General features: G+C 66.9%; 19 protein-coding genes. 12 read left to right on the top strand and 7 right to left on the bottom strand.

Annotated features, from left to right (window positions below; all coding sequences use genetic code 11):
• Positions 1-2 precede the first annotated feature (2 nt).
• On the top strand, positions 3-1031 hold the full coding sequence (locus LQZ87_RS10590; protein ID WP_230103428.1) for a 6-phosphofructokinase: 1029 nt from the start codon (positions 3-5) through the stop codon (positions 1029-1031).
• A gap of 130 nt (positions 1032-1161) precedes the next feature.
• Here the strand turns inward: LQZ87_RS10590 and LQZ87_RS10585 are convergent, their stop codons facing one another.
• Positions 1162-3255 (bottom strand): S9 family peptidase, encoded by a 2094-nt coding sequence (locus LQZ87_RS10585; RefSeq protein WP_230103427.1) that lies wholly within the window; start codon positions 3253-3255, stop codon positions 1162-1164.
• A gap of 154 nt (positions 3256-3409) precedes the next feature.
• Between LQZ87_RS10585 and LQZ87_RS10580 the strand changes: the two genes are divergently transcribed.
• From LQZ87_RS10580 to LQZ87_RS10570, 3 genes are all read left to right on the top strand, one after another.
• On the top strand, positions 3410-4870 hold the full coding sequence (locus LQZ87_RS10580; protein ID WP_230103426.1) for an inorganic phosphate transporter: 1461 nt from the start codon (positions 3410-3412) through the stop codon (positions 4868-4870).
• Positions 4867-5202, top strand: a complete 336-nt coding sequence (locus LQZ87_RS10575; protein WP_230103425.1) for a peptidase — start codon at positions 4867-4869, stop codon at positions 5200-5202. The genes LQZ87_RS10580 and LQZ87_RS10575 overlap by 4 nt, the downstream gene beginning before the upstream one ends.
• Positions 5203-5266: 64 nt before the next feature.
• Positions 5267-6727 (top strand): aspartate ammonia-lyase, encoded by a 1461-nt coding sequence (locus tag LQZ87_RS10570; RefSeq protein ID WP_230103424.1) that lies wholly within the window; start codon positions 5267-5269, stop codon positions 6725-6727.
• On the opposite strand, the gene LQZ87_RS10565 is transcribed toward LQZ87_RS10570, so the two are convergent.
• Positions 6724-7593, bottom strand: coding sequence for a fumarylacetoacetate hydrolase family protein (locus LQZ87_RS10565; RefSeq protein WP_230103423.1), 870 nt, complete (start codon positions 7591-7593; stop codon positions 6724-6726). The genes LQZ87_RS10570 and LQZ87_RS10565 overlap by 4 nt on opposite strands.
• 60 nt (positions 7594-7653) lie before the next feature.
• Between LQZ87_RS10565 and LQZ87_RS10560 the strand changes: the two genes are divergently transcribed.
• The 3 genes from LQZ87_RS10560 (at position 7654) to LQZ87_RS10550 (ending at position 10159) form a co-directional block, all read left to right on the top strand.
• Positions 7654-8889 carry a PrsW family intramembrane metalloprotease gene (locus tag LQZ87_RS10560; RefSeq protein WP_230103422.1) on the top strand — a complete coding sequence of 412 codons (1236 nt, stop codon included), beginning with the start codon at positions 7654-7656 and terminating at the stop codon, positions 8887-8889.
• A 196-nt stretch (positions 8890-9085) separates the two neighbouring features.
• Positions 9086-9454 carry an FKBP-type peptidyl-prolyl cis-trans isomerase gene (locus LQZ87_RS10555; RefSeq protein WP_230103421.1) on the top strand — a complete coding sequence of 123 codons (369 nt, stop codon included), beginning with the start codon at positions 9086-9088 and terminating at the stop codon, positions 9452-9454.
• 150 nt (positions 9455-9604) lie between these two features.
• Positions 9605-10159 (top strand): YceI family protein, encoded by a 555-nt coding sequence (locus LQZ87_RS10550; RefSeq protein ID WP_230103420.1) that lies wholly within the window; start codon positions 9605-9607, stop codon positions 10157-10159.
• Between the two features lie 27 nt (positions 10160-10186).
• Here the strand turns inward: LQZ87_RS10550 and LQZ87_RS10545 are convergent, their stop codons facing one another.
• Positions 10187-11473, bottom strand: a complete 1287-nt coding sequence (locus LQZ87_RS10545) for an MFS transporter (protein WP_230103453.1) — start codon at positions 11471-11473, stop codon at positions 10187-10189.
• A gap of 144 nt (positions 11474-11617) precedes the next feature.
• Between LQZ87_RS10545 and rpsO the strand changes: the two genes are divergently transcribed.
• Complete coding sequence (gene rpsO, locus LQZ87_RS10540; RefSeq protein ID WP_230103419.1) at positions 11618-11887, top strand: 30S ribosomal protein S15; 270 nt, start codon at positions 11618-11620, stop codon at positions 11885-11887.
• A gap of 183 nt (positions 11888-12070) precedes the next feature.
• Here rpsO and LQZ87_RS10535 read toward each other — a convergent pair whose 3' ends face one another.
• Together LQZ87_RS10535 and LQZ87_RS10530 are read right to left on the bottom strand one after the other, a co-directional pair.
• Positions 12071-13075 carry a 2-oxoglutarate and iron-dependent oxygenase domain-containing protein gene (locus LQZ87_RS10535; protein ID WP_230103418.1) on the bottom strand — a complete coding sequence of 335 codons (1005 nt, stop codon included), beginning with the start codon at positions 13073-13075 and terminating at the stop codon, positions 12071-12073.
• 73 nt (positions 13076-13148) lie between these two features.
• Positions 13149-14273 (bottom strand): acyltransferase family protein, encoded by a 1125-nt coding sequence (locus LQZ87_RS10530; protein WP_230103417.1) that lies wholly within the window; start codon positions 14271-14273, stop codon positions 13149-13151.
• A 116-nt stretch (positions 14274-14389) separates the two neighbouring features.
• Between LQZ87_RS10530 and LQZ87_RS10525 the strand changes: the two genes are divergently transcribed.
• Positions 14390-15616 (top strand): LLM class flavin-dependent oxidoreductase, encoded by a 1227-nt coding sequence (locus LQZ87_RS10525; protein WP_230103416.1) that lies wholly within the window; start codon positions 14390-14392, stop codon positions 15614-15616.
• A gap of 2 nt (positions 15617-15618) precedes the next feature.
• Positions 15619-16263 (top strand): FMN reductase, encoded by a 645-nt coding sequence (locus LQZ87_RS10520; RefSeq protein ID WP_230103415.1) that lies wholly within the window; start codon positions 15619-15621, stop codon positions 16261-16263.
• Between the two features lie 67 nt (positions 16264-16330).
• Here LQZ87_RS10520 and LQZ87_RS10515 read toward each other — a convergent pair whose 3' ends face one another.
• The gene (locus tag LQZ87_RS10515) at positions 16331-16510 is read right to left on the bottom strand and encodes a DUF5302 domain-containing protein (RefSeq protein WP_230103414.1); all 180 of its coding nucleotides are present in this window, start codon (positions 16508-16510) and stop codon (positions 16331-16333) included.
• A 9-nt stretch (positions 16511-16519) separates the two neighbouring features.
• Positions 16520-17140, bottom strand: coding sequence for a VTT domain-containing protein (locus LQZ87_RS10510; RefSeq protein ID WP_230103413.1), 621 nt, complete (start codon positions 17138-17140; stop codon positions 16520-16522).
• A gap of 154 nt (positions 17141-17294) precedes the next feature.
• Here LQZ87_RS10510 and LQZ87_RS10505 point away from each other — a divergent pair, with 154 nt between their 5' ends.
• On the top strand, positions 17295-19217 hold the full coding sequence (locus tag LQZ87_RS10505; RefSeq protein WP_230103412.1) for a GDSL-type esterase/lipase family protein: 1923 nt from the start codon (positions 17295-17297) through the stop codon (positions 19215-19217).
• 154 nt (positions 19218-19371) lie between these two features.
• The gene (locus LQZ87_RS10500; RefSeq protein ID WP_230103411.1) at positions 19372-21654 is read left to right on the top strand and encodes a polyribonucleotide nucleotidyltransferase; all 2283 of its coding nucleotides are present in this window, start codon (positions 19372-19374) and stop codon (positions 21652-21654) included.
• Positions 21655-21690 lie beyond the last annotated feature (36 nt).

Here is a 21690-nt window from a genome sequence, read left to right as displayed (position 1 = left end):
GCATGAAGATCGGCATCCTCACCAGCGGCGGCGACTGCCCCGGCCTCAACGCAGTGATCCGCGGCGTCGTGCTCAAGGGCACCACGTCGTACGATCTGGAGTTCGTCGGCATCCGCGACGGCTGGCGAGGCGTCGTCGAAGGCGACTTCATGCCTCTCACGCGACACGAGGTGAAGGGTCTGTCGAAGGTCGGCGGCACCATCCTCGGCACCAGCCGGACGAACCCGTACGAGGGGGAGCGCGGCGGAGCCGACAACATCGCCAAGACTCTCTACGGTCACAAGATCGACGGCATCATCGCGATCGGCGGCGAGGGAACGCTCGCTGCTGCTGACCGACTGTCCAAGGACGGCATCAAGGTCCTCGGTGTGCCGAAGACGATCGACAACGACCTGAGGGCCACCGACTACTCGTTCGGCTTCGACACGGCGGTGAACATCGCGACCGACGCGATGGATCGCCTCCGCACGACCGGCGACTCGCACCAGCGTTGCATGGTCGCCGAGGTCATGGGCCGCCACGTCGGATGGATCGCACTCCACGCAGGCATGGCCGCCGGTGCGCACGTCATCTGCATTCCCGAGGTGCCGATGTCGATCGACGAGATCGCCGCGCTCGTTACCAGCGCTCATGACCGCGGACGTGCGCCGCTGGTCGTCGTGTCGGAGGGCTTCAAGCTCAAGGGCATGGACGAGGCGTACAGCGACAAGGGGCTCGACGCGTTCAACCGCCCGCGCCTGGGCGGCATCGGTGATCAGCTCGCCCCCCTGATCGAGCAGATCACAGGAGTCGAGACCCGGGCGACGATCCTCGGGCATATCCAGCGCGGTGGATCGCCCTCCGCCTTCGACCGCGTACTCGCCACGCGACTCGGCCTGCACGCGGCAGACGCGATCGTCGAGGGAGCGTGGGGGCAGATGGTCGCGATGAAGGGCACCGACATCGTACGCGTGCCGTTCGAGGAGGCCCTCGGCGAGCTCAACACCGTCCCGCGCTACCGCTACGACGAGGCCGCAGCGCTCTTCGGCTGATTTGTAGAGCGCTCTCGCGGCGCCGAGCCCCCGTCTTCGCATCGAGACCCCGTCGTACGATGGTGCCCACGACGGGGTCTCGGCGATAAGACGGGGGCTCGAAGCCGGGCGGCGACGGAGCCGCGACGACTCAGGCAAGGCCGAGGCGGTCCAGCATCCAGGCGAGCTCGAACGAACGCTCTCGCCACGCGTTGTAGCGACCGCTGACCCCGCCGTGTCCGGCGGCCATCTCGCACTTGAGCAGCACGTCCTGCGCACCGACGTGCCGGAGCGCAGCCACCCACTTCGCAGGCTCGACGTACAGCACCCGCGTGTCGTTGATCGACGTCATCGCGAGGATGGGCGGGTAGGCGGCATCCGTCCGCACGTTCTCGTACGGCGTGTACGTCTTCATGTACGCGTACACCTCGGGGTCGTGCAGCGGATCGCCCCACTCATCCCACTCGATGACCGTGAGCGGCAGCGACGGATCGAGGATCGACGTGAGCGCATCGACGAACGGCACGGATGCCAGGATGCCGGCGAACGACGAAGGAGCGAGGTTCGCCACCGCGCCCATCAGCAGGCCTCCGGCGCTGCCGCCCTCTGCGACCATCCGTTCGGGCGACGTCACGCCGCTGGAGATCAGATGCTCGGCGCACGCGACGAAGTCGGTGAAGGTGTTGCGCTTGTGCTGCAGCTTGCCTTCCTCGTACCAGTTGCGGCCCATCTCGCCGCCTCCTCGCACGTGGGCCACCGCGAAGATCACGCCTCGGTCGAGCTCCGAGAGCCGGGCGACAGAGAATCCGGGATCGATCGAGTGCTCGTACGAGCCGTAGCCGTACAGGTGCAGAGGGCGGACCTCAGCGCCCGGGTCGCCGAACGACTTCTTCCACACCAGCGAGATCGGCACCTTCGTGCCGTCGGCCGCCTCGGCCCAGCGCCGCTCCTGCCCGTACTCCGCCGGTTCGTACCCGCCCAGCACCGGTTGCTGCTTGCGCAGCACCAGTTCGCGTGTGGCGAGGTCGAGGTCGTACACGGTCGCCGGCGTCACGAACGACGTGTACGACAGGCGCAGGAACGGCGAGTGCCACTCCGGGTTGCCCGTAGGGCCTGCCGAGAAGAGCGGCTCATCGAAGCGCAGCTCCTCAGTGGTGGCGGATGAGTAGTCGAGCAGGGCGACCCGCTCGAGTCCCTCGCTGCGGTACCCGACGACGCCGAAGTCGCGGAAGCAGTCCACACCGAGGATGCGTCGGCCCGGCTCGTGCGCCATGACCACCCGACGCCCGCCCTGCGGGTCGGATGCCGCCACCGAGACGAGCTCGAAGTCCAGAGCGTCCTGGTTGTGCAGGATCAGCAGCCGGTCCTCACCGTCGACCACGGCGTGCTCGACCTCGTACTCGACTCCCTCGATGCGCGGCCAGATGAGTCGGGGCTCGGCCGTGATGTCGCCCTGGAGGTCGACGAGGTACTCCTCGCTGGTGATGCTGGAGCCGACGCCGATCACGAGGTAGCGGCGGCTGCGTGTGATGCCGGCTCCCAGCCAGAAGCGCTCGTCCGCCTCATGGAACAGTTTCACGTCGTCCTCGACTGGGGTGCCGAGACGGTGCAGCCACAGGGTGTCGGGGCGCCACGCGTCGTCTCTGGTGGTGTAGACGATCGCACTGCCGTCCGGAGTGAAGAACCCTCCGCCCGTTCGCGGGATCTCGTCGGCGAGCGTCTCGCCGGTCGCGAGATCCCGAACCCGGATCGTGTACAGCTCGTCGCCGTCGTAATCCGGGGCCCAGAGGAGCCTGGTCGCATCGTCCGACACGTCGAACGAACCCAGCGAGAAGAACTCATGGCCCTCGGCTTCGACGTTGCCGTCGAGCAGGATCTCCTCGCCGGGGACGGGCACGCCCGGCTCCAGGGTCGGGGGAGTCCAGTCTCCGGGTTCGGCCGCAGCTCGGCAGTGGATGCCGTACTGCGATCCTTCCTCGCTGCGGCTGTAGTACCACCAGTCGCCGCGTCGCGACGGCACGGAGAGATCTGTCTCCTGCACGCGGCCCTTGATCTCCTGGAACAGCTTCTCGCGGAGCTCCTCGAGGTGGGCGGTGGCGGTGTCGGTGTAGGCGTTCTCCGCCTCGAGATGGGCGACGACCTCGGGGGAGTTCTTCTCACGCAGCCATTCGTACGGGTCGTCGAACGAGTCTCCGTGGTGTGTGCGGATATGTGAACGGCGTGGGGCGTGCGGAGCGTTGGTCACGGTTCAACGCTATCCCGTGTCGAGTTGACCGGTAGAGAGGTCGGTGCGAGGATTGTGCGGGCCCGGTAAACGGATGTGAAACCCACGATGAACTCTTCGTTCGTCACGCCGATCACGTCGGCACAATCCTGCTTCGTCGACCTGAAAGCGAACGGTGGAAACCGCAGCCCTCATTGTCGTGCTGGTGATCGCACTGGCACTCTTCTTCGACTTCACCAACGGATTCCACGACACCGCGAATGCGATGGCCACTCCCATCGCAACGGGCGCTCTCAAGCCCAAGACGGCGGTCCTGCTCGCGGCGGTATTGAACCTCGTCGGCGCGTTCCTCTCCACGGAAGTCGCCAAGACCGTCTCCGGCGGAATCGTCAACGAGGGTGACATCTCGCACGCGTTGCTCCCGTCGCTGATCTTTGCCGGACTCATCGGCGCGATCACGTGGAACATGCTGACCTGGCTGCTCGGCCTCCCGTCGAGCTCGTCGCACGCCCTGTTCGGCGGACTGATCGGTGCGACGCTGGTCGGCGTCGGCGTGGCAGGGATCAACTTCGGCGTCGTGATGTCGAAGGTCGTTCTGCCGGCGCTGATCGCGCCCCTCACCGCCGGCCTCATCGCCTTCGCAGCGACCAAGATCGCGTACGGCATAACCCGGCGCTACGACGGAAAGCCCGACGGACGATCCGGCTTCCGCCTCGGCCAGATCTTCACCTCGTCGATGGTCGCCCTCGCCCACGGCACCAACGACGCGCAGAAGACCATGGGCGTGATCACTCTCGCGCTCATCACGGTCGGGTGGCAGTCCGGCGAGCGCCACGAGCCGCAGCTCTGGGTCATCGTCGCGTGCGCCGTCACGATCGCGCTCGGCACCTACCTCGGTGGATGGCGGATCATCCGCACGCTCGGCAAGGGACTCACCGAGGTGAAGCCGGCTCAGGGCTTCGCAGCGGAGAGTTCGACGGCGGCCACGATCCTGGCGTCCAGCGCGCTCGGCTTCGCCCTGTCGACCACGCAGGTCGCATCGGGATCGGTCATCGGCTCGGGGCTCGGACGTCGCGGCTCGCAGGTGCGCTGGCGCACAGCGGGACGCATCGCACTCGGGTGGCTGCTCACGCTGCCGGCTGCCGGCGCCGTTGGAGGGCTGGCCGCGCTGCTCGTGGTGTGGCTCGGCACAGTCGGCGTCCTCATCGACGCCGTCCTGGCCGTCGCCATCATCGTCGGGCTGTTCCTGCGCTCGCGCCGCAACGAGGTCACGCACGCCAACGCGATGAGCGACGTCGCCGACTCGGGACACGCCGTCGAGCATCCCGACGTGCCGCCGCCCACGCGGCGCCAGTCGCGCATGGAACTCGTCCGCGCGCTCGATCGCGCGGAGCGCAAGGCAGAGGAAGCCGAGAAGGCGGGTCGTCGCGCACGCAAGCTGAAGAAGAAGGGCGGCTCCGCCGCCGAGGTCAAGGCGGCTCGGAAGGCCGCTGATCGCGCCAACCGCAAGCTCGCCGAGGCGCAGAAGGCCGCGCAGGACTGGGAGACTCTCAGCGCCAGTCGGCGCGCTCGCGCCGAACTCGCAGAATGGGACGTCTCTGAGGAAGAGGCCGCGCGCAGGGAGGCACAGCGATGAGCGTCGAGATCGATTGGATGGCCTTCGTCAGCGTCTTCGTCGCTGCGCTGGTCGGCGCCCTGCTGATCGTCGGCTTCTACGCGACAGGCGTTCGGCTTCTCGTTCGAGCGGGTCGCGTTCCCGTGGTCACGCCGGCGGAGTTCACCGACGCGATCACGATCATCTCCGACAAGGAGGCGAAGCGGGCCGCGAAGCACGCGGCCAAGGCTGCGCAGAAGAGCCCGCTCTCCGAAGGTCAGAAGACGCTCGCGCTCATCGGCGCCTACATCTGCTTCGTCTTGTGCGGCGCTGCTGTGCTGTCGGGCGTCCTGCTGATCGTCTTCAACCACTGACGGCGGCAATAGGATGGTGGCATCCCCCGTTTCACTGTTCCGCCACCACCCACAAGGAAGTGACATGGCATTTGCCGCGCCCGCATCGACCCGCACAGAGACCGACTCGCTCGGGAGCATGGAGATTCCCGCAGACGCATACTGGGGAATCCACACCGCTCGCGCCGACGCGAACTTCCCGATCTCGAAGCGCCCGATCTCGGTGTACCCGGACCTGATCCGCGGTCTCGCGATGGTCAAGCAGGCCAGCGCGCGTGCGAACAAGGAGATCGGGGTACTCGATCCGAAACGCGCCGATCTGATCGACGACGCAGCGCAGCGCGTCATCGACGGAGAGTTCCACGACCAGTTCACCGTCGGCGTCATCCAGGGCGGCGCCGGAACGTCGACGAACATGAACGCGAACGAGGTCATCACCAACATCGCGCTCGAGATGGCAGGGCGCGAGAAGGGCGACTACGACTTCCTCTCGCCGATCGACCACACCAACCGCAGCCAGTCCACGAACGACGTGTACCCGACGGCCATCAAGATCGGTCTGTCCCTCAACCTGCAGTCGCTCCTCGACGAGCTCGACCTGCTTCGTCGTTCGTTCCTCGGCAAGGCCGTCGAGTTCCACGACGTGCTCAAGGTGGGCCGCACCCAGCTGCAGGATGCCGTGCCGATGACGCTGGGTCAGGAGTTCCACGGATTCGCGACCACCCTCGGCGAGGACCACTCGCGCCTCACCGAGAACGCCTCGCTCATGTTCGAGATCAACATGGGCGCCACCGCGATCGGCACCGGCATCACCACGCACGGCGACTACGCGCCGGCAGTGCTCAAGCATCTGCGCCGGATCTCCGGTCTCGATCTCGAGACCGCGAGCGACCTCGTCGAGTCCACGAGCGACACCGGTGCGTTCATGTCCTTCTCGTCGTCGCTGAAGCGCAATGCGGTCAAGCTGTCGAAGATCTGCAATGATCTGCGTCTGCTGTCGTCCGGCCCGCAGGCGGGTCTCGGCGAGATCAACCTCCCCGCGAAGCAGGCAGGTTCCAGCATCATGCCCGGCAAGGTCAATCCGGTCATCCCCGAGGTCGTCAACCAGGTGGCCTTCTCCGTCGTCGGCGCCGATACGACCGTGACGATGGCGGTGGAAGCAGGGCAGCTTCAGCTGAACGCCTTCGAACCGGTCATCGCGCACTCGATCTTCCAGTCGATCACGTGGATGCGGCAGGCGATGTGGACCCTGCGCGTCAACTGCGTCGACGGAATCACCGCGAACGAGGATCGCCTGGGCGCCATGGTCGGTGCATCCGTGGGCGTCATCACGGCGCTGACGCCGTTCATCGGCTACGCCGCGGCTGCTGCTCTCGCGAAGACGGCACTGCTGACCAACCGCAACGTCGCGGACCTCGTGGTCGAGGCCGAGCTCATGACGCGCGAGGAGGTCACCAAGCAGCTCTCGCCTGCGCGCCTGTCCGGCCTGGAGGCCGTGACGGCGGCGATCAGCGTGATCCCGCCGGAGGACATGATCCAGATTTAGTCGTAGATTCGGCAGTGCGTGGTGAGCTCGCCGATGCCGTCGATGCCGACCGTCACGGTCGAGCGGTCCCGCAGGAAGATCTGAGGGTCCCGCGAGTAGCCGGCGCCGCCAGGACTGCCGGTCGAGATGAGGGTCCCTGGCTGCAGCGTGATCGACTGCGACAGGTGGGCGATGAGCGTCGCCACCGATCGGACCATCTGCCCGGTGCTGGCATCCTGAACGGTCTGACCGTCGACGACCGTCCAGATGTGCAGATCCTGCGGGTCGGGGATCTCGTCGGCTGTCACCACGAACGGACCAGTCGGGGTGAAGCCGTCGAACGACTTGCAGCGCGACCACTGCGCTTCGGCGAACTGGATGTCGCGTGCAGTGATGTCGTTGACGACCGTGTAGCCCCAGACGCTGTCGAGCGCGTCGTCGACTGAGACATCCTTCGCCGGGCTGCCGATGAGCACGCCCAGCTCCGCCTCGTAGTCGACGGACTCGCTGAGGGAGCGCGGCCAGCCGGTGGTCGCATCGTGGCCGGTGAGAGAGTTCGGCCACAGTGTGAAGACGGTCGGCGCGGTGTCGGTCTTCAGGCCCAGCTCGCTGGAGTGGGCCGCGTAGTTCAGCCCGACCGCCAGGACCACGGGCGGGGCCACCACGGCCGACGCGAACCCGAAACCGGTGAGCGGATGCCGCGGCGCCGTGCCCTCGGCGACCGCCGTGCGCAGGGCCCCGAGCAGATCATCGCCACCCTCGATGAGCTGCTGCAGCGTGGCAGGAGCGGGGGAGACGAGATCGGAGACGAGGATCGCGGTGGACTCTTCGATGACGGCGAGCTGGAAGTCGGAGGAGTCAGAGCCGCGCAGATGGGCGAAACGCATGCTTCTACGCTACCGGTCGCGCATCCGTGACGGCGTACCGTCGACCTCTAGGCTTTGGCTATGACTTTCGGAGGATCCGCCGAACCGAGCAACAGGCGACCGCAGTACTCACCGCCGGCCTACGGGCAGCAGCAGGCCTATGCCTCCGCACTCGCCCAGCCGACCGCGTACGCACCGCCCGCGCCCGTGGTGACCGCGCCGGGCCCTGCGCTGCCGGCGCTTCCGGTGCCGGCCAGGCGGGGCCGCACCGTGTCGATCTGGCTCTTCGGCATCCTCGGCTTCGTGCTCGTCGCGCTGATCGGGTACTTCGTGTGGGCCCTGGGTGCCGTGGCGTCCGGCATCGGACTGGTCATCGCTCTCGTGCCGCTGGCGATCGTGTTCCTCGGTGTGTACATCATCGACCGCTGGGAGCCGGAGCCGAAGCTGATGATCGCCTTCGCCATCGCGTGGGGTGCGATCGCTGCGATCGGCATCACGCTGCTCGTCGACCTCGCGATCACCCTGGCGATCGGTCTGCGCGCCGAAGTTCTGAGTACGGTCATCCAAGCACCGATCATCGAGGAGATCGCGAAGGGCATCGGAATCTTCATCATCTTCCTCATCGGCAGGCGCGCGTTCGACGGGCCCATCGACGGCATCGTCTACGGAGCGCTGATCGGCGGCGGGTTCGCATTCACCGAGAACATCCAGTACTTCGCGATCAGCCTCATCGAGGGCGGCGGGACTCAGCTGACGGCGACCTTCGTCATGCGCGGCCTGCTCTCACCGTTCGCTCACGCCATGTTCACGAGCCTCACCGGGTTCGCGATGGGGCTCGCGGCGCGCCGCCACGCTTCCAGGAGCGCCGTGTTCGGCACCGGGCTGATCGGGCTCGTGGGCGCGATGCTGCTGCACGGATTCTGGAACGGTTCCGCCGTCTTCAGCGACTTCTTCGCGGTATACATCACGCTGCAGGTGCCGCTGTTCATCGGATTCATCCTGGCGATCGTCGCGCTGCGACGCGAGGAAGCGCGACTGACGCGGGAGAGGCTGGGGGAGTACGCCGCCGCAGGGTGGTTCACACCGGAGGAGGTGACGATGCTCGCGACCCCTGCGGGACGCAAGGTGGGCATGAAATGGGCGTCGACGCTCAGCGGCGACCGCCGAGCCTTGATGAAGCAGTTCATCAAGGACGCCACGGCTCTGGCCGCCGTCCGGCAGCGCGCCATCACCGGTCGGGATGCTCTCGCTGCCGACGATGAGCGCGCTCTGCTGACCCGGAGCACGGCGACGCGGGCGGCCCTGCTGGCTTATTGACGCGCGCACCCTTGACACACGCCACGAGTGGGTGCACCCTGGTTTCAGATCAACTCAGCGCCCGGGAGTCTCGCAGGCATCGCCGCAGCACCGGGCGCTGAGTCTTGCTGTGGAGCAGCTCCCACCCGGTCCGTGTTCGCTGTCGGCTGTCGTCATCGCGTTGACCGAGAGTGACGGCGCAGGGTTGTATGGAGGCATGACTGATCGCACAAAGCCCGAGTTCGACGCCCCTACCGGCCCTGCTCCCGCAGAGCTCGTCATCCGAGACATCATCGAAGGCGACGGAGCCGAGGCGCAGCCCGGCGACACCGTGACCGTGCACTACGCGGGTGTCGAATTCGACACCGGCGAGGAGTTCGACTCCTCGTGGGGTCGTGGCGAGACCATCCAGTTCCCGCTGCGCGGCCTGATCCAGGGCTGGCAGGAGGGGATTCCCGGCATGAAGGTCGGCGGACGCCGTGAGCTCACGATCCCGCCGCAGCTGGCGTACGGTCCTGCTGGCGCCGGCCACTTCCTCTCGGGGAAGACCCTCATCTTCATCATCGACCTGGTGGCCGTCGGCTGAGCCGGCGCCCGCTGAGAAGACCCTCGTCCATCGCCCGGGCGGGGGTCTTCTGTAATTTCGAGAATTTCGGAATACATGCAAACGCATGCGAGTTGTGTCTGTGTGAACGCCGCGAAGCGGCACAGACCTGATCTCGAGGAGAAACCCCGCATGACCACGATCGACGTCCCCGGTTACCGTTCCGGCACCTGGACCCTCGACCCCGCTCACAGCGAGGTCACCTTCAGCGTCCGCCACATGATGATCTCGAAGGTGCGCGGCACATTCGGAATGAAGAGCGCGACGCTCGTCGCCCCCGAGAACCCCCTCGATGCCAAGGTCGAGGCATCCGTCGACGTCACCTCCGTCGACACCAAGGACGAGGGCCGCGACACGCACCTGCGCTCCGCTGACTTCTTCGACACCGAGAACTTCCCGACCATGGAGTTCGTCTCCACCGGCGCACGCGTCGAGAACGGCGACTTCTTCGTCGACGGAGATCTGACGATCCGTGGAATCACGAAGCCCGTGAGCTTCGAGTTCGAGTTCGGCGGCTTCGGCGCCGACCCGTGGGGCAATTACAAGGCCGGTGCCTCCGCGACGACCGTCATCAACCGCGAGGACTTCGGCCTGACCTGGAACGCAGCCCTCGAGACCGGCGGTGTGCTCGTCGGCAAGGACATCACGATCAACCTCGATCTGCAGGGTTCGCTCCAGCAGGACTGATCGCCGGTTCGCGAACCCCGCGTCCGCTCAGGGCGCGGGGTTCTCTGCGTCGTACTCACGGAAATGCGGCGTGAGGCGCACCAGCAGAGCGACGAGCGCGATGACGGCGAGGCCGCCAAGCAGGGGCGGGAACCAGAGCGCCGTGAACGTCGCGAGCGTGCCGGCGTACAGGGCTCCAAGCCGCGGTCCGCCTGTGACGACGACGACGAAAACGCCCTGCAGCCGACTCCGGATGCTGTCGGGCACGGCGGCCTGCATCATCGTGTTGCGGTAGATCGAGCTGACGTTGTCGGCGGCGCCCGATGCCGCGAGAACGATGCAGGCTGCGACGATCAGGCCGAGGTTGACCGCGGTCTCACTGGCCGGCGGCATCCACACCCCGATCAGCAGGATGACGCCGAACGCGAGAATCGACGCTCCGTAGGCCTGGATGGACCGCTGGATGCCGCGACCGTGCCACCGATAGCGCACGACGCGACCGGAGAACAGGCTCGACAGGAAGGTGCCGGCGGCGACCGCTGCCGTCAGTGCGCCGGTTGTGACGGCGCCACCGCCGAGCAGCAGGGTGCCGAGAGCGGGATAGAGGGCCACTGGTTGCCCGAAGGTCATCGCGACGATGTCGAGGATGTACTGCATCCGGATGTTCTTCGCCCGCTTGAGGAAGCGCCAGCCGTCGACGAGCGATTCGAGTCCGGGGCGGACTATGGTGCCTTCCGGCCGCAGCGGAGGGAGGGTCCAGAGCCCCAGGAACATCGCCAGCATGAGGACGACGTCGATCGTGTAGGTCCATCCGTAGCCCGTCGTTGCGACGAGAACGCCGGCGAGAGCTGGGCCGACCATGACCATGATGCCGATCGTGATGCCGTTCAGGGCGGATGCCGGCGCCAACAGTTCGCGAGGGATCAGGCGGGGGATGATGGCTGTCCGCGTCGCCATTCCGACCGAGTTGGCTGCCGCGTTGATGATGCTCAGCGCATACAGCCACCAGATCGTCTCGAGGTGCGTCCAGGTGAGGATCGCCAGCATCAGAGTGGAGACGAAGGTGATCACGGCGGCGATGAGACCGACGATGCGGCGATCGAACGCATCCGCCAGCATCCCGCCGTACAGGCCGGCGAGGATCATGGGCACGAGCCCGGCGACGGCGACCATCGAAACGGCGAACGTGCTCTGCGTCAGCTCGAATACGTGCAGCATGATTGTGACGAGTGTCAGCTGGCCGCCCATGCCGGCGAGGGTCGATCCGATCCACAGGCGAGTGAACGCCGGGCTCGCGCGGAAGGGGCGAAGATCGATCAGGGCGCTGCTCACCAGTCGAGGCTAGCCGGTCTCCATCGTTCCCTGAGCCTGTCGAAGGGCTGGTAGACTCTACAGGTTGCCGTTTGATCGGCCGCGGATAAAGAGAGCCCACGCATCAGGCGTCGGGCGCCGCGCAATGACTGAAAGGGGATCGAATCTATGGCACTGGAAGCAGACGTCAAGAAGGCGATCATTGAAGAGTACGCGACGCACCCCGGTGACACCGGATCCCCCGAGGTGCAGGTCGCAATGCTGACGCAGCGCATCAAGGACCTCACCGAGCACCTCAAGGAGCACAAGCACGACCACCACTCGCGTCGTGGCCTGTTCCTGCTCGTCGGTCAGCGCCGTCGTCTGCTCGGCTACCTCCAGGATGTCGACATCGAGCGTTACCGCTCGCTGATCGAGAAGCTCGGACTGCGCCGATAACGACCAGCGTTCAATCGCGCAAAACTTCTTGGAAGGCCGCCCCGGGTGTGGGGCGGCCTTCGTCGTATCCCGGTCGCGCCACCGCGTACCGAATCCCAGACGTTGCGCTCCGCTCGCGGCGTGTCGCGGGGGCTCCACGCCGGGACCGACGCGGTTCGTCTGGGATTCGGGCCGAGGCGGGACTCAGGACGTGGGGCTGAGCAGATCCGCGTGGTGGATCTCCACGACGTTCGGGTGCGCGCGCAGCCGGTAGCGCAGGGCGTTCTCGCCGTACACGCCGTCGATCGGATTCTCGCCCTCCCCGGAGACGCCGCGCGATTGTGCACGCAGGTCCTCTGGGAGGTCGATGACCGGCACCTGCGAGTCCAGCGCGGGGTTGAAGAAGAACGGCACCGAGACCCGGTCCTCCGGAGCCTTCGGCGAGATCACGCGATGCTTGGTCGCCTTGAGATAGCCCCCGGTCGCGTACTCGAGCATCTCGCCGATGTTCACGATGAACGCATCGTCAACAGGCGGGGCGTCCACCCATTCACCCTCGCGCTCGACCTGCAGGCCGCCCTTGCCCGGTTCGACCCACAGCAGAGTGAGAACCCCGCCATCCTTGTGGATCCCGACGCCCTGCTGGGGCTCGGCGGCGTCCGTGCCGGGATACCGCACGATCTTGAGCAGGCTCTCGGCGTTTTCGAAGGCGGCGTCGAAATGAGTGGGGTCTGCGCCCAGGGCCTCGGCCCAGCTGCTCAGAAGCTTGCGTGAGATGGCGGTGAGGTGCCCCTGCCAGGTCTCTGCGACCTCGCGAAGCTCCGGCTGGGCTTCGGGCCAGAGGTTCGGGCCGATCAGGCGGTTGAACGCGGGGCCGCCTTCGACCGGCGTCCGCTCCGGTCCGATGTCGATCTGCTCGCGCCAGTCGATCTTGCCCTGGGTGAGCTCTCCGCCGACGCGGGTGTACCCACGGAAATGCGGGCTGTGAACATTCTCGATGGCGAGCTTGGCGTCATCGGAAAGGGCGAAGAAGTCCCGTGCGGTCTGCTGCAGGCGGCGGAACAGCTCGTGCTCGATGCCGGTGCCGACGAGATAGAAGAACCCGACGTCGTGGGCGGCCACGGCCAGGTCCTCACGGAACTTCTCGGCGGCCGCAGGGCCCTGGTCCAGCTGGGACAGGTCGAGGATGGGGAGGTTCAGATCAGCCATGACCCGAGAGTAAGCCGGATTTCGAGAGGGAAGGGCGAGTGTTACGGACAGCCTTCATCGCCTCGAGTGCAGCTCAGCTGCGCGGTCGACGCGAACCCGTCGGGTCGTCCCTGCGCGACGTCTCGGCAAGGCGCGCGTCCGAGAACAACCATCGTGCGCGCGGTTCGATGAATGGGCGGAACACCCAGCGGACTGGCTTGGTGGCCAGCGCCAGGGCGATCACCACGGAGAGCACGATCACGGCGGGCAGCCAGAGCCAGGTCGGCTCCGCGTTGCGCAGGATGCCGGTTTCGCGGAACGGATACAGCACGAACGAGTGCAGCAGATAGACGTACATCGTGTACTGCCCGAACTTCGTCCACCAGTGCTCGCTGCGGGGGATCAGCGCGAAGAAGGCGACGCTGAGGACGAGGCCGATGACGATCAGCAGGAGACGGATGCCGCCGGACCACCACACGTGCGCGCCGAGGTCGGCGTACGAGTCGTTGTAGAAGAACCAGGTGTCGAGGTCGACGCGCTTCCAGAGGTTCACCCAGTTCCAGGCGACGTAGATGTCCACGGCGAAGATGACGATCGCAATCGCGCGCAGCCACCAGGGGCGGAAGTCGATCAGCCGCAGCCGATTCACCAGGTCCTTCTCGCGCACCCACCAGCCCAGGACGAAGAACGGCAGGAACCCGAGTGTCCGCGACAGCGAGAACGTGCTGTCGACGTTCGGAAGATAGCCGGCGCCGACGGATATGAGCAGGGCCCAGACGAGCGGCCATCGCAACAGGGCGAGGTAGGGGAGGATCAGTCGGAAGATGCCGAGTGCGAGCAGGAACCACAGCGTCCACGACGGCTGCGTCAGGTTCGGGTTGGCCTGCCCCTCGAATGCCCACTTCGTCAGGGTCCACAGCACCTCGAAGATCACGTAGGGCACGAGGATGTCGGTGATGACGCGGGCCATCTGCTTCTTCGTCGGCGGCGCGGACTTCGAGAAGTACCCGGCGATGATCGCGAACGCAGGCATGTGGAACGCGTAGAACGACAGGTACAGAGCCATCGCGATGTCGGAGTCGTACGTCAGGCGCTGAATCGCGTGACCGAGGACGACGAGGACGATGCAGGCGTACCTGGCGTTGTCCCAGAACGGCACTCGGCGGCGCGGGCGGGCGACGGATCCGGTTATCGGACCGGTCAGCGGGGTGCTGCTCATGAATGAAGGCTACCGGCCGGGAATAAAGTTGCCTGGGCGGCGTTCTACCAGATACATTCAATTGCATAGAAACGGATGCCACCCGCATCCGCCTCGAGAAACCCGGAGCACCCACGATGAGCGACCAGGCCGAAACCTCAGGCATCCAGTTCGGACTCTTCAGCGTCAGCGACGTCACCCAGAACCCGGTCACGGGTGAGACACCCAGCGAGCGTCAGAAGATCAAGGACGCGATCACGATCGCGAAGCACGCCGAAGAGGTGGGGCTCGACGTCTTCGCACTCGGTGAGCACCACAACCCGCCGTTCTGGTCCTCATCTCCGACCACCACTCTTGCCGCGATCGCCGCGCAGACAGAGCGCATCATCGTCTCGACGTCGACCACGCTCATCACCACGAACGACCCGGTGAAGATCGCCGAGGACTTCGCGATGCTGCAGCACGTATCGGACGGCCGCACCGACCTCATGCTGGGCCGCGGCAACACCGGTCCCGTCTACCCGTGGTTCGGCAAGGACATCCGGCAGGGACTGCCGCTCGCCATCGAGAACTACGCGCTGCTGCGCAAGCTCTGGGACGAGGACGTCGTCGACTGGGAGGGAAAGTTCCGTACGCCGTTGCAGGGCTTCACCTCGACGCCGCGGCCACTGGACGGCGTGGCGCCGTTCGTGTGGCACGGCTCGATCCGCACGCCCGAGATCGCCGAGCAGGCCGCCTACTACGGCGACGGCTTCTTCGCGAACAACATCTTCTGGCCCAAGGAGCACTACCAGCGTCTCATCGAGCTCTACCGTCAGCGCTTCGCGCACTACGGCCACGGAACGCCGGAGCAGGCCATCGTCGGCATCGGCGGTCAGGTGTTCATGCGCGCCAACTCGCAGGACGCGGTGAACGAGTTCCGTCCGTACTTCGACAACGCGCCGGTCTACGGCCACGGCCCGAGCATGGAGGACTTCACCGAGATGACTCCGCTGACCGTCGGCTCGCCGCAGCAGGTCATCGACCGCTACGCGGCGATGCGCGACACGTTCGGCGACTACCAGCGCCAGCTGTTCCTCATCGACCACGCCGGACTCCCGCTGAAGGTCGTGCTCGAGCAGCTCGACATCCTCGGTGGCGAGGTCGTCCCTGCTCTGCGCAAGGAGCTGGCGAAGAATCGTCCGGCGAGCGTTCCGGATGCGCCGACCCACACCGCACGTGTCAAGGCCGCGTACGGGGACGGTCCTGCGCGTGAGGCGCGGCCGCGCGCGAACCGCGGTGACAACCTCACCGGCGGATCGCCCTACCAGGACTCGGCTGCACCTGCCGGTGCGGCATTCGGCCTCGGCCGGACGGAGGCATGATCATGACAGAGCGTCGCATCGCCGTCATCTCGGCAGGACTCTCCAACCCGTCATCGACCAGGATGCTGGCCGATCGACTGGCCGGTGAGACCGTGAAGCAGCTGGCGGAGCTCGACATCCAGGCGACCGTCGACGTGATCGAGCTGCGTGACCTCGCGCACGACATCACGAACAACCTGCTCACCGGATTCGCGCCCGCCGCACTGGAATCCGCGATCAATTCGGTGTACTCCGCCGATGCCCTGATCGCGGTGACGCCGATCTTCTCGACGAGCTATTCGGGGCTGTTCAAGTCGTTCATCGACGTGCTGGACCCCGACGCTCTCACCGGCAAACCAGTATTGATCGGCGCGAACGCCGGCACGCCGCGGCACTCGCTGGCGATCGACTACGCGATCCGTCCGCTGTTCGCGTACCTCCACGCCGAGACCGTCTCGACCGGCGTTTTCGCCGCATCCAGCGATTGGGGCGGCGCGGGCGACGACGTGGCACCGCTCAGCCGGCGCGTCGAGAAGGGTGCGCGGGAGCTCGCTGAGGCCATCTCGCGCAAGGAGGCGGCGACCTCGAGCGACCCGTTCGATCCGGCCAACTACCTGGGTGACGGGCGGTCCTTCGGCCATCTGCTCGGCGGGCTGGCAGGGGAGTGATCCGCGCAGACGCACCGACCGAGAAATGAAGGCGCCGGGCCCCAATGGGCCGGCGCCTTCTCGGTGGTCAACCGCTCTTACGTCGGAACTCGCGCCGCGTCTGCGGAGCATTCACCGAATGGACGGCTGAGTCGCCGTCCAGATGCGACTCGCCGTCGCGGTGGTGAGCGTTCTTCTTCTCGAGCGCTTCCTTGAACTTGCGCTTCATGTCCTCCGAGGGGGACGCTGCGCCTTCTTCGGTGCTCATGCGGTCAGCCTAGTCGGGCCGGACCGATGACCGAAAGCGTGCTCGTGCGCGATCGCGACGCCGGATGAGCAGATCGACCACCGCGCCGATGACGATCGCGACGACGACGGAGACGAAGATGGCGACCATCGGTCCGCCGGGCAGGATCGCGGCGAACAGGGCTCCGACAGCGGCCTGATAGCTCGCCCAGCCCGCCGCTGCGAGCACGACCAGTGCGCAGTAGCGGGGGATCGGGATACGTGTCGCACCGGCGACCAGGTTCACGGCCAGACGCGCGAACGGAATGAATCGTGCGGTGAAGAGCACCACCGCAGTGCCGGACTGGAGTCGCTCGTGCGCCCACCGGCGAGCCTGCTGCACGCGTGCGGCTCGCATCCAGCGCCAGCGTTCGAGGCCGACCCACCGGCCGATCGCATAGCAGAGCATGTCGCCGCAGGCTGCGGCAGCGGTGGCGCAGAGCACCACCGCCCACAGCGGGGGAGCACCGGACTCGATCGACAGCGCCCCCAAAGCCGTGACGGCGACCTCGCCGGGGACGACGACGAAGAACGCGTCGCCGAGGACGAGCAGTGTCATCGCGATCAGCGCCCACGGGCCGTGGACGGCGTCGAGGAGGAGGTCGGGGATCACGCCTTCACGATGCGCTTCGGAGGTGAACGGAAACGGAAGCGGGGACAGCCGGTGAAGGAAAGTCGTGCAACCGGTGAACTCTCGGCGTCAGGGGCTGTCGTGGCCCAGCCGGGCGCGTGTCGCGGGGCATCCTGACATCGTGAGAGTCGCAATCGTGACCGAATCATTTCTGCCGCACATGAACGGGGTGACCGGATCTGTGCTGCAGATCCTGCGACACCTCGAACGCACGGGCCATCAGGCTCACGTCATCGCCCCGGATGCCACGGGCATCCCGACCGCGATGCACGGCGCGACCATCGAAGCCGTCACCAGCCTGGCTCTGCCCGGGTATCGCAATGTCCGCGTCGGAGCTGTGACCGCTCAGCGCGTGGCATCCTCGCTGGCGCGCTTCCGGCCCGATGTCGTGCATCTGGCGTCGCCGTTCGCGCTCGGCTGGCGCGGCGTTCTGGCCGCCGGCCGACTGAACCTCCCCGCCGTCGCCGCGTACCAGACCGACGTCGCCGCCTACACCGAGCGCTACCGGCTCGCCGCCACCACGAACTTCGCGCAGAACCACATCACCCGACTGCATCGCCGTGCCACGCTCACACTGGCTCCGTCGTCTGAGTCGGAGCAGCAGCTCACTGCTCTCGGCGTCGACCGCGTCCGCCGGTGGGGCCGAGGAGTGGATGCCGAGCGATTCCACCCCGGAGCCAGGGATGAGCGGTGGCAGCGCCTCGGAGACGAGGCGATCGTCGGGTACGTCGGCCGCCTCGCAGCCGAGAAGCAGGTGGAGGACCTCCGGGTGCTGCACGGCGTGCCGGGTACCCGGCTCGTCATCGTCGGGGACGGTCCGTCACGCGCCCGCCTGCAGGCGGCCATGCCGGATGCCGTGTTCCTCGGCCACCTCGACGGTGACCGCCTCGCCACTGCGTTGGCGTCGTTCGACATCTTCGTGCATCCAGGCGAGAGCGAGACGTTCGGACAGACGCTGCAGGAGGCGCACGCCAGCGGCGTTCCCATCGTCGCCACCGGTCGTGGCGGACCTCTCGACCTCGTTCGGATGGGCATCGACGGCTGGCTGTACCGCCCGGGGGACCTCGAGGATCTGCGCATGCGCGTGACCGATCTCGCCGGTGACGCGCGCAAGCGGCGCGCCTTCGGTGCCGCTGGACGCGCCGCAGTCGAAGGGCGCAGCTGGACCGTCGTGTGCGATCAGCTGCTCGAGCACTTCGACCAGGCGCAGGAGCTCCAACGCGTCGATCGCTCCCTGCGCGCCCCGCGACTGCGCCGGCCCGAGCCGTCGACGCCGGCGCAGACGCGTCAGTGGCGGCGGTACGTCGCTCTCGGCGATTCGCTCACCGAGGGGCTGTGCGATCCGGGAACAGACGGAGCGCTGCGCGGGTGGGCGGATCGTCTTGCTCTGCTGCTCTCCGCCCGCGGCGGCATCCACTACGCGAACCTCGCCGTGCGCTCCAGGCGCGTGCGCGACGTGCACGGCGAGCAGCTGGCCAGGGCACGTGAGCTCCGACCCGACCTGGTGTCGATCCTGATCGGGGCGAATGACCTCGTGAAGTCCCACGCGGACGTGCCTGCTCTGGCAGCACGTGTCGACGAGACGGTTCGGGTGCTGCGCGAGGATGGTGCCGACGTGCTGCTCGTCACGCCGTTCCTTCCCGATCGCCGCGCCGCTGGTCTCTTCTCCGCCCGGTTCGCCGCGTTCGCCGTCCGGCTCGCCGAGACTGCGGCGCGCCATGGCGCCATCCTGCTCGACACCGATCTGCATCCGTCGCTTGCGGCGCGTCCGAACTGGGGCGAGGATCTGGTGCACCTCGGGAGCAGAGGACATCGCTTCCTCGCGTACTGCGCCGGTGATCTGCTCGGGGTGCCGCACGCCGAGACCCTCGGAGCGCTCGATGCGGTGCTGCACGAGGTCGACGCCACGACGAAGGCGACCTGGTGGCGTGAGCATGCCCTGCCGTGGGTCTGGCGCCGCATGCGCGGACGGGTCGCCGGCGACGGGCGGGTCGCCAAGCACGACGACTACGTGTACATCGGACGCTCGTCCAGCATGCGCAACGTCGAGGTCCGTTGAGGCTGGACCTTCGACGAGGCCAGGGAAGTCGGGCCTCGCGCTGATAGGCTGACATTGGATTGCTGTGCGCAATCCGCGTGCGCTGTGCGCACGGGTACGTATGACCTCGGTCGTCACACGGACGAACGAGTCTAAACAAAGAAGGAGAGACCTCTTGGAAGGTCCTGAAATCACTGCCGCCGAGGCCGTTCTCGACAACGGCCGCTTCGGCACTCGCACTGTCCGCTTCGAAACCGGTCGCCTCGCTCAGCAGGCACAGGGTTCGGTTGCGGCTTACCTCGACGGAGAGACGATGATTCTCTCCGCAACCAGCGCCGGCAAGCACCCGCGCGAAGGCTTCGACTTCTTCCCGCTCACCGTCGACGTCGAAGAGCGTTCGTACGCAGCGGGCAAGATCCCCGGTTCGTTCTTCCGTCGTGAGGGTCGTCCCTCGACTGAGGCGATCCTCGTCTGCCGTCTGATCGACCGTCCGCTGCGTCCGTCGTTCGTCGACGGCCTGCGCAACGAGGTCCAGATCGTCATCACCGTCCTGTCGATCGCCCCTGGCGAGTACTACGACGCACTGGCCATCAACGCGGCATCCGCGTCGACCCAGATTTCGGGTCTGCCGTTCTCCGGCCCGATCGCCGGTGTCCGCCTCGCGCTGATCCCCGGCCACGGCGAGAACGCCGACCAGTGGGTCGCGTTCCCGAACCAGGCCCAGGTCGAAGAGGCCGTGTTCGACCTCATGGTCGCCGGCCGCGTGGTCAAGAAGGCTGACGGCACCGAAGATGTCGCGATCATGATGGTCGAGGCCGAGGCCACCGAGAACAGCTGGAACCTCATCAAGGGCGGCGCCGTCAAGCCGAGCGAGGACATCGTCGCCGGTGGTCTCGAGGCCGCCAAGCCGTTCCTGAAGCAGCTCGTCGAGGCGCAGGCCGAGATGGCGTCGCACTCGTCGAAGGAGCCTGGTGTCTACCCGGTCTTCCCGGCGTACGAGCAGGCCACGTACGACTTCATCGCCGCATCAGCGACGGCAGACCTCGAGAAGGTCTACCAGATCGCAGACAAGGTCGAGCGTCAGAATGCCGATGACGAGGTCAAGGACCGTGTCAAGGCCGAGGTCGCCGCAGCCGTCGAGGCAGGCACGCTGCCCGAGTCCGCCGCAGGCGAGGTCTCCGGCGCGTACAAGTCCGTCACCAAGGGCATCGTCCGCGGACGCATCCTCTCCGAGGGCGTTCGCATGGACGGCCGTGGCCTCGCCGACATCCGTCCGCTCGACGCAGAGGTGCAGGTCATCCCGCGCGTTCACGGTTCGGCGATCTTCCAGCGCGGTGAGACCCAGATCATGGGCGTCACCACGCTGAACATGCTCAAGATGGAGCAGCAGATCGACTCGCTTTCGCCGACGACGAGCAAGCGCTACATGCACCACTACAACTTCCCGCCCTACTCGACCGGTGAGACCGGCCGTGTCGGGTCGCCGAAGCGTCGCGAGATCGGGCACGGCTTCCTCGCCGAGCGCGCCCTCGTGCCGGTGCTGCCCAGCCGTGAGGAGTTCCCGTACGCGATCCGCCAGGTGTCTGAGGCTCTCAGCTCCAACGGCTCGACGTCGATGGGCTCCGTGTGCGCGTCTACTCTGTCGCTGCTGAACGCCGGTGTGCCGCTGCGTGCGGCCGTCGCGGGCATCGCGATGGGCCTCGTCTCCGACGAGGTCGACGGCGAGACCCGTTACGCCGCGCTGACCGACATCCTCGGAGCCGAGGACGCCCTCGGTGACATGGACTTCAAGGTCGCAGGCACGAGCGAGTTCATCACCGCCATCCAGCTCGACACGAAGCTCGACGGCATCCCGTCCGATGTCCTCGCCGGCGCTCTGACGCAGGCCAAGGACGCACGTCTGACGATCCTGAGCGTCCTGAACGCCGCCATCGACGCTCCTGACGAGATGGCGCCGACCGCGCCTCGCGTCATCAGCGTTCAGATCCCGGTCGACAAGATCGGCGAGCTGATCGGCCCGAAGGGCAAGACGATCAACGCGATCCAGGACGAGACCGGCGCGCAGATCTCCATCGAGGAGGACGGCACCGTCTACATCGGCGCGACCGACGGCCCCTCGGCCGAGGCTGCTCGTGCTCAGGTGAACGCGATCGCCAACCCCACCAACCCGGAGGTCGGCGAACAGTTCCTCGGCACCGTCGTGAAGATCGCCTCGTTCGGCGCCTTCATCTCGCTGCTGCCCGGCAAGGACGGCCTGCTGCACGTCACCGAGGTGCGCAAGCTCGCCGGTGGCAAGCGCGTCGAGAACGTCGACGACGTCCTCTCGGTCGGCCAGAAGCTGCTCGTCAAGATCACCAAGATCGACGACCGCGGCAAGCTGTCGCTCGAGCCCGTGCTCGACGACGCTCCGGCCGAGGCGGCGGGCGACGCTGCTGAGACCGAGTCCGCAGACGCTTAAGTCATCCGAGAACGGCCCGGATTCCACCCGTCAGGT

The organism is Microbacterium sp. Bi121 (assembly GCF_918698005.1).
Lineage (GTDB): Bacteria > Actinomycetota > Actinomycetes > Actinomycetales > Microbacteriaceae > Microbacterium.
The sequence above is the reverse complement of the archived record's forward strand: the minus strand, read 5'-3'. Positions and strand labels throughout refer to the sequence as shown.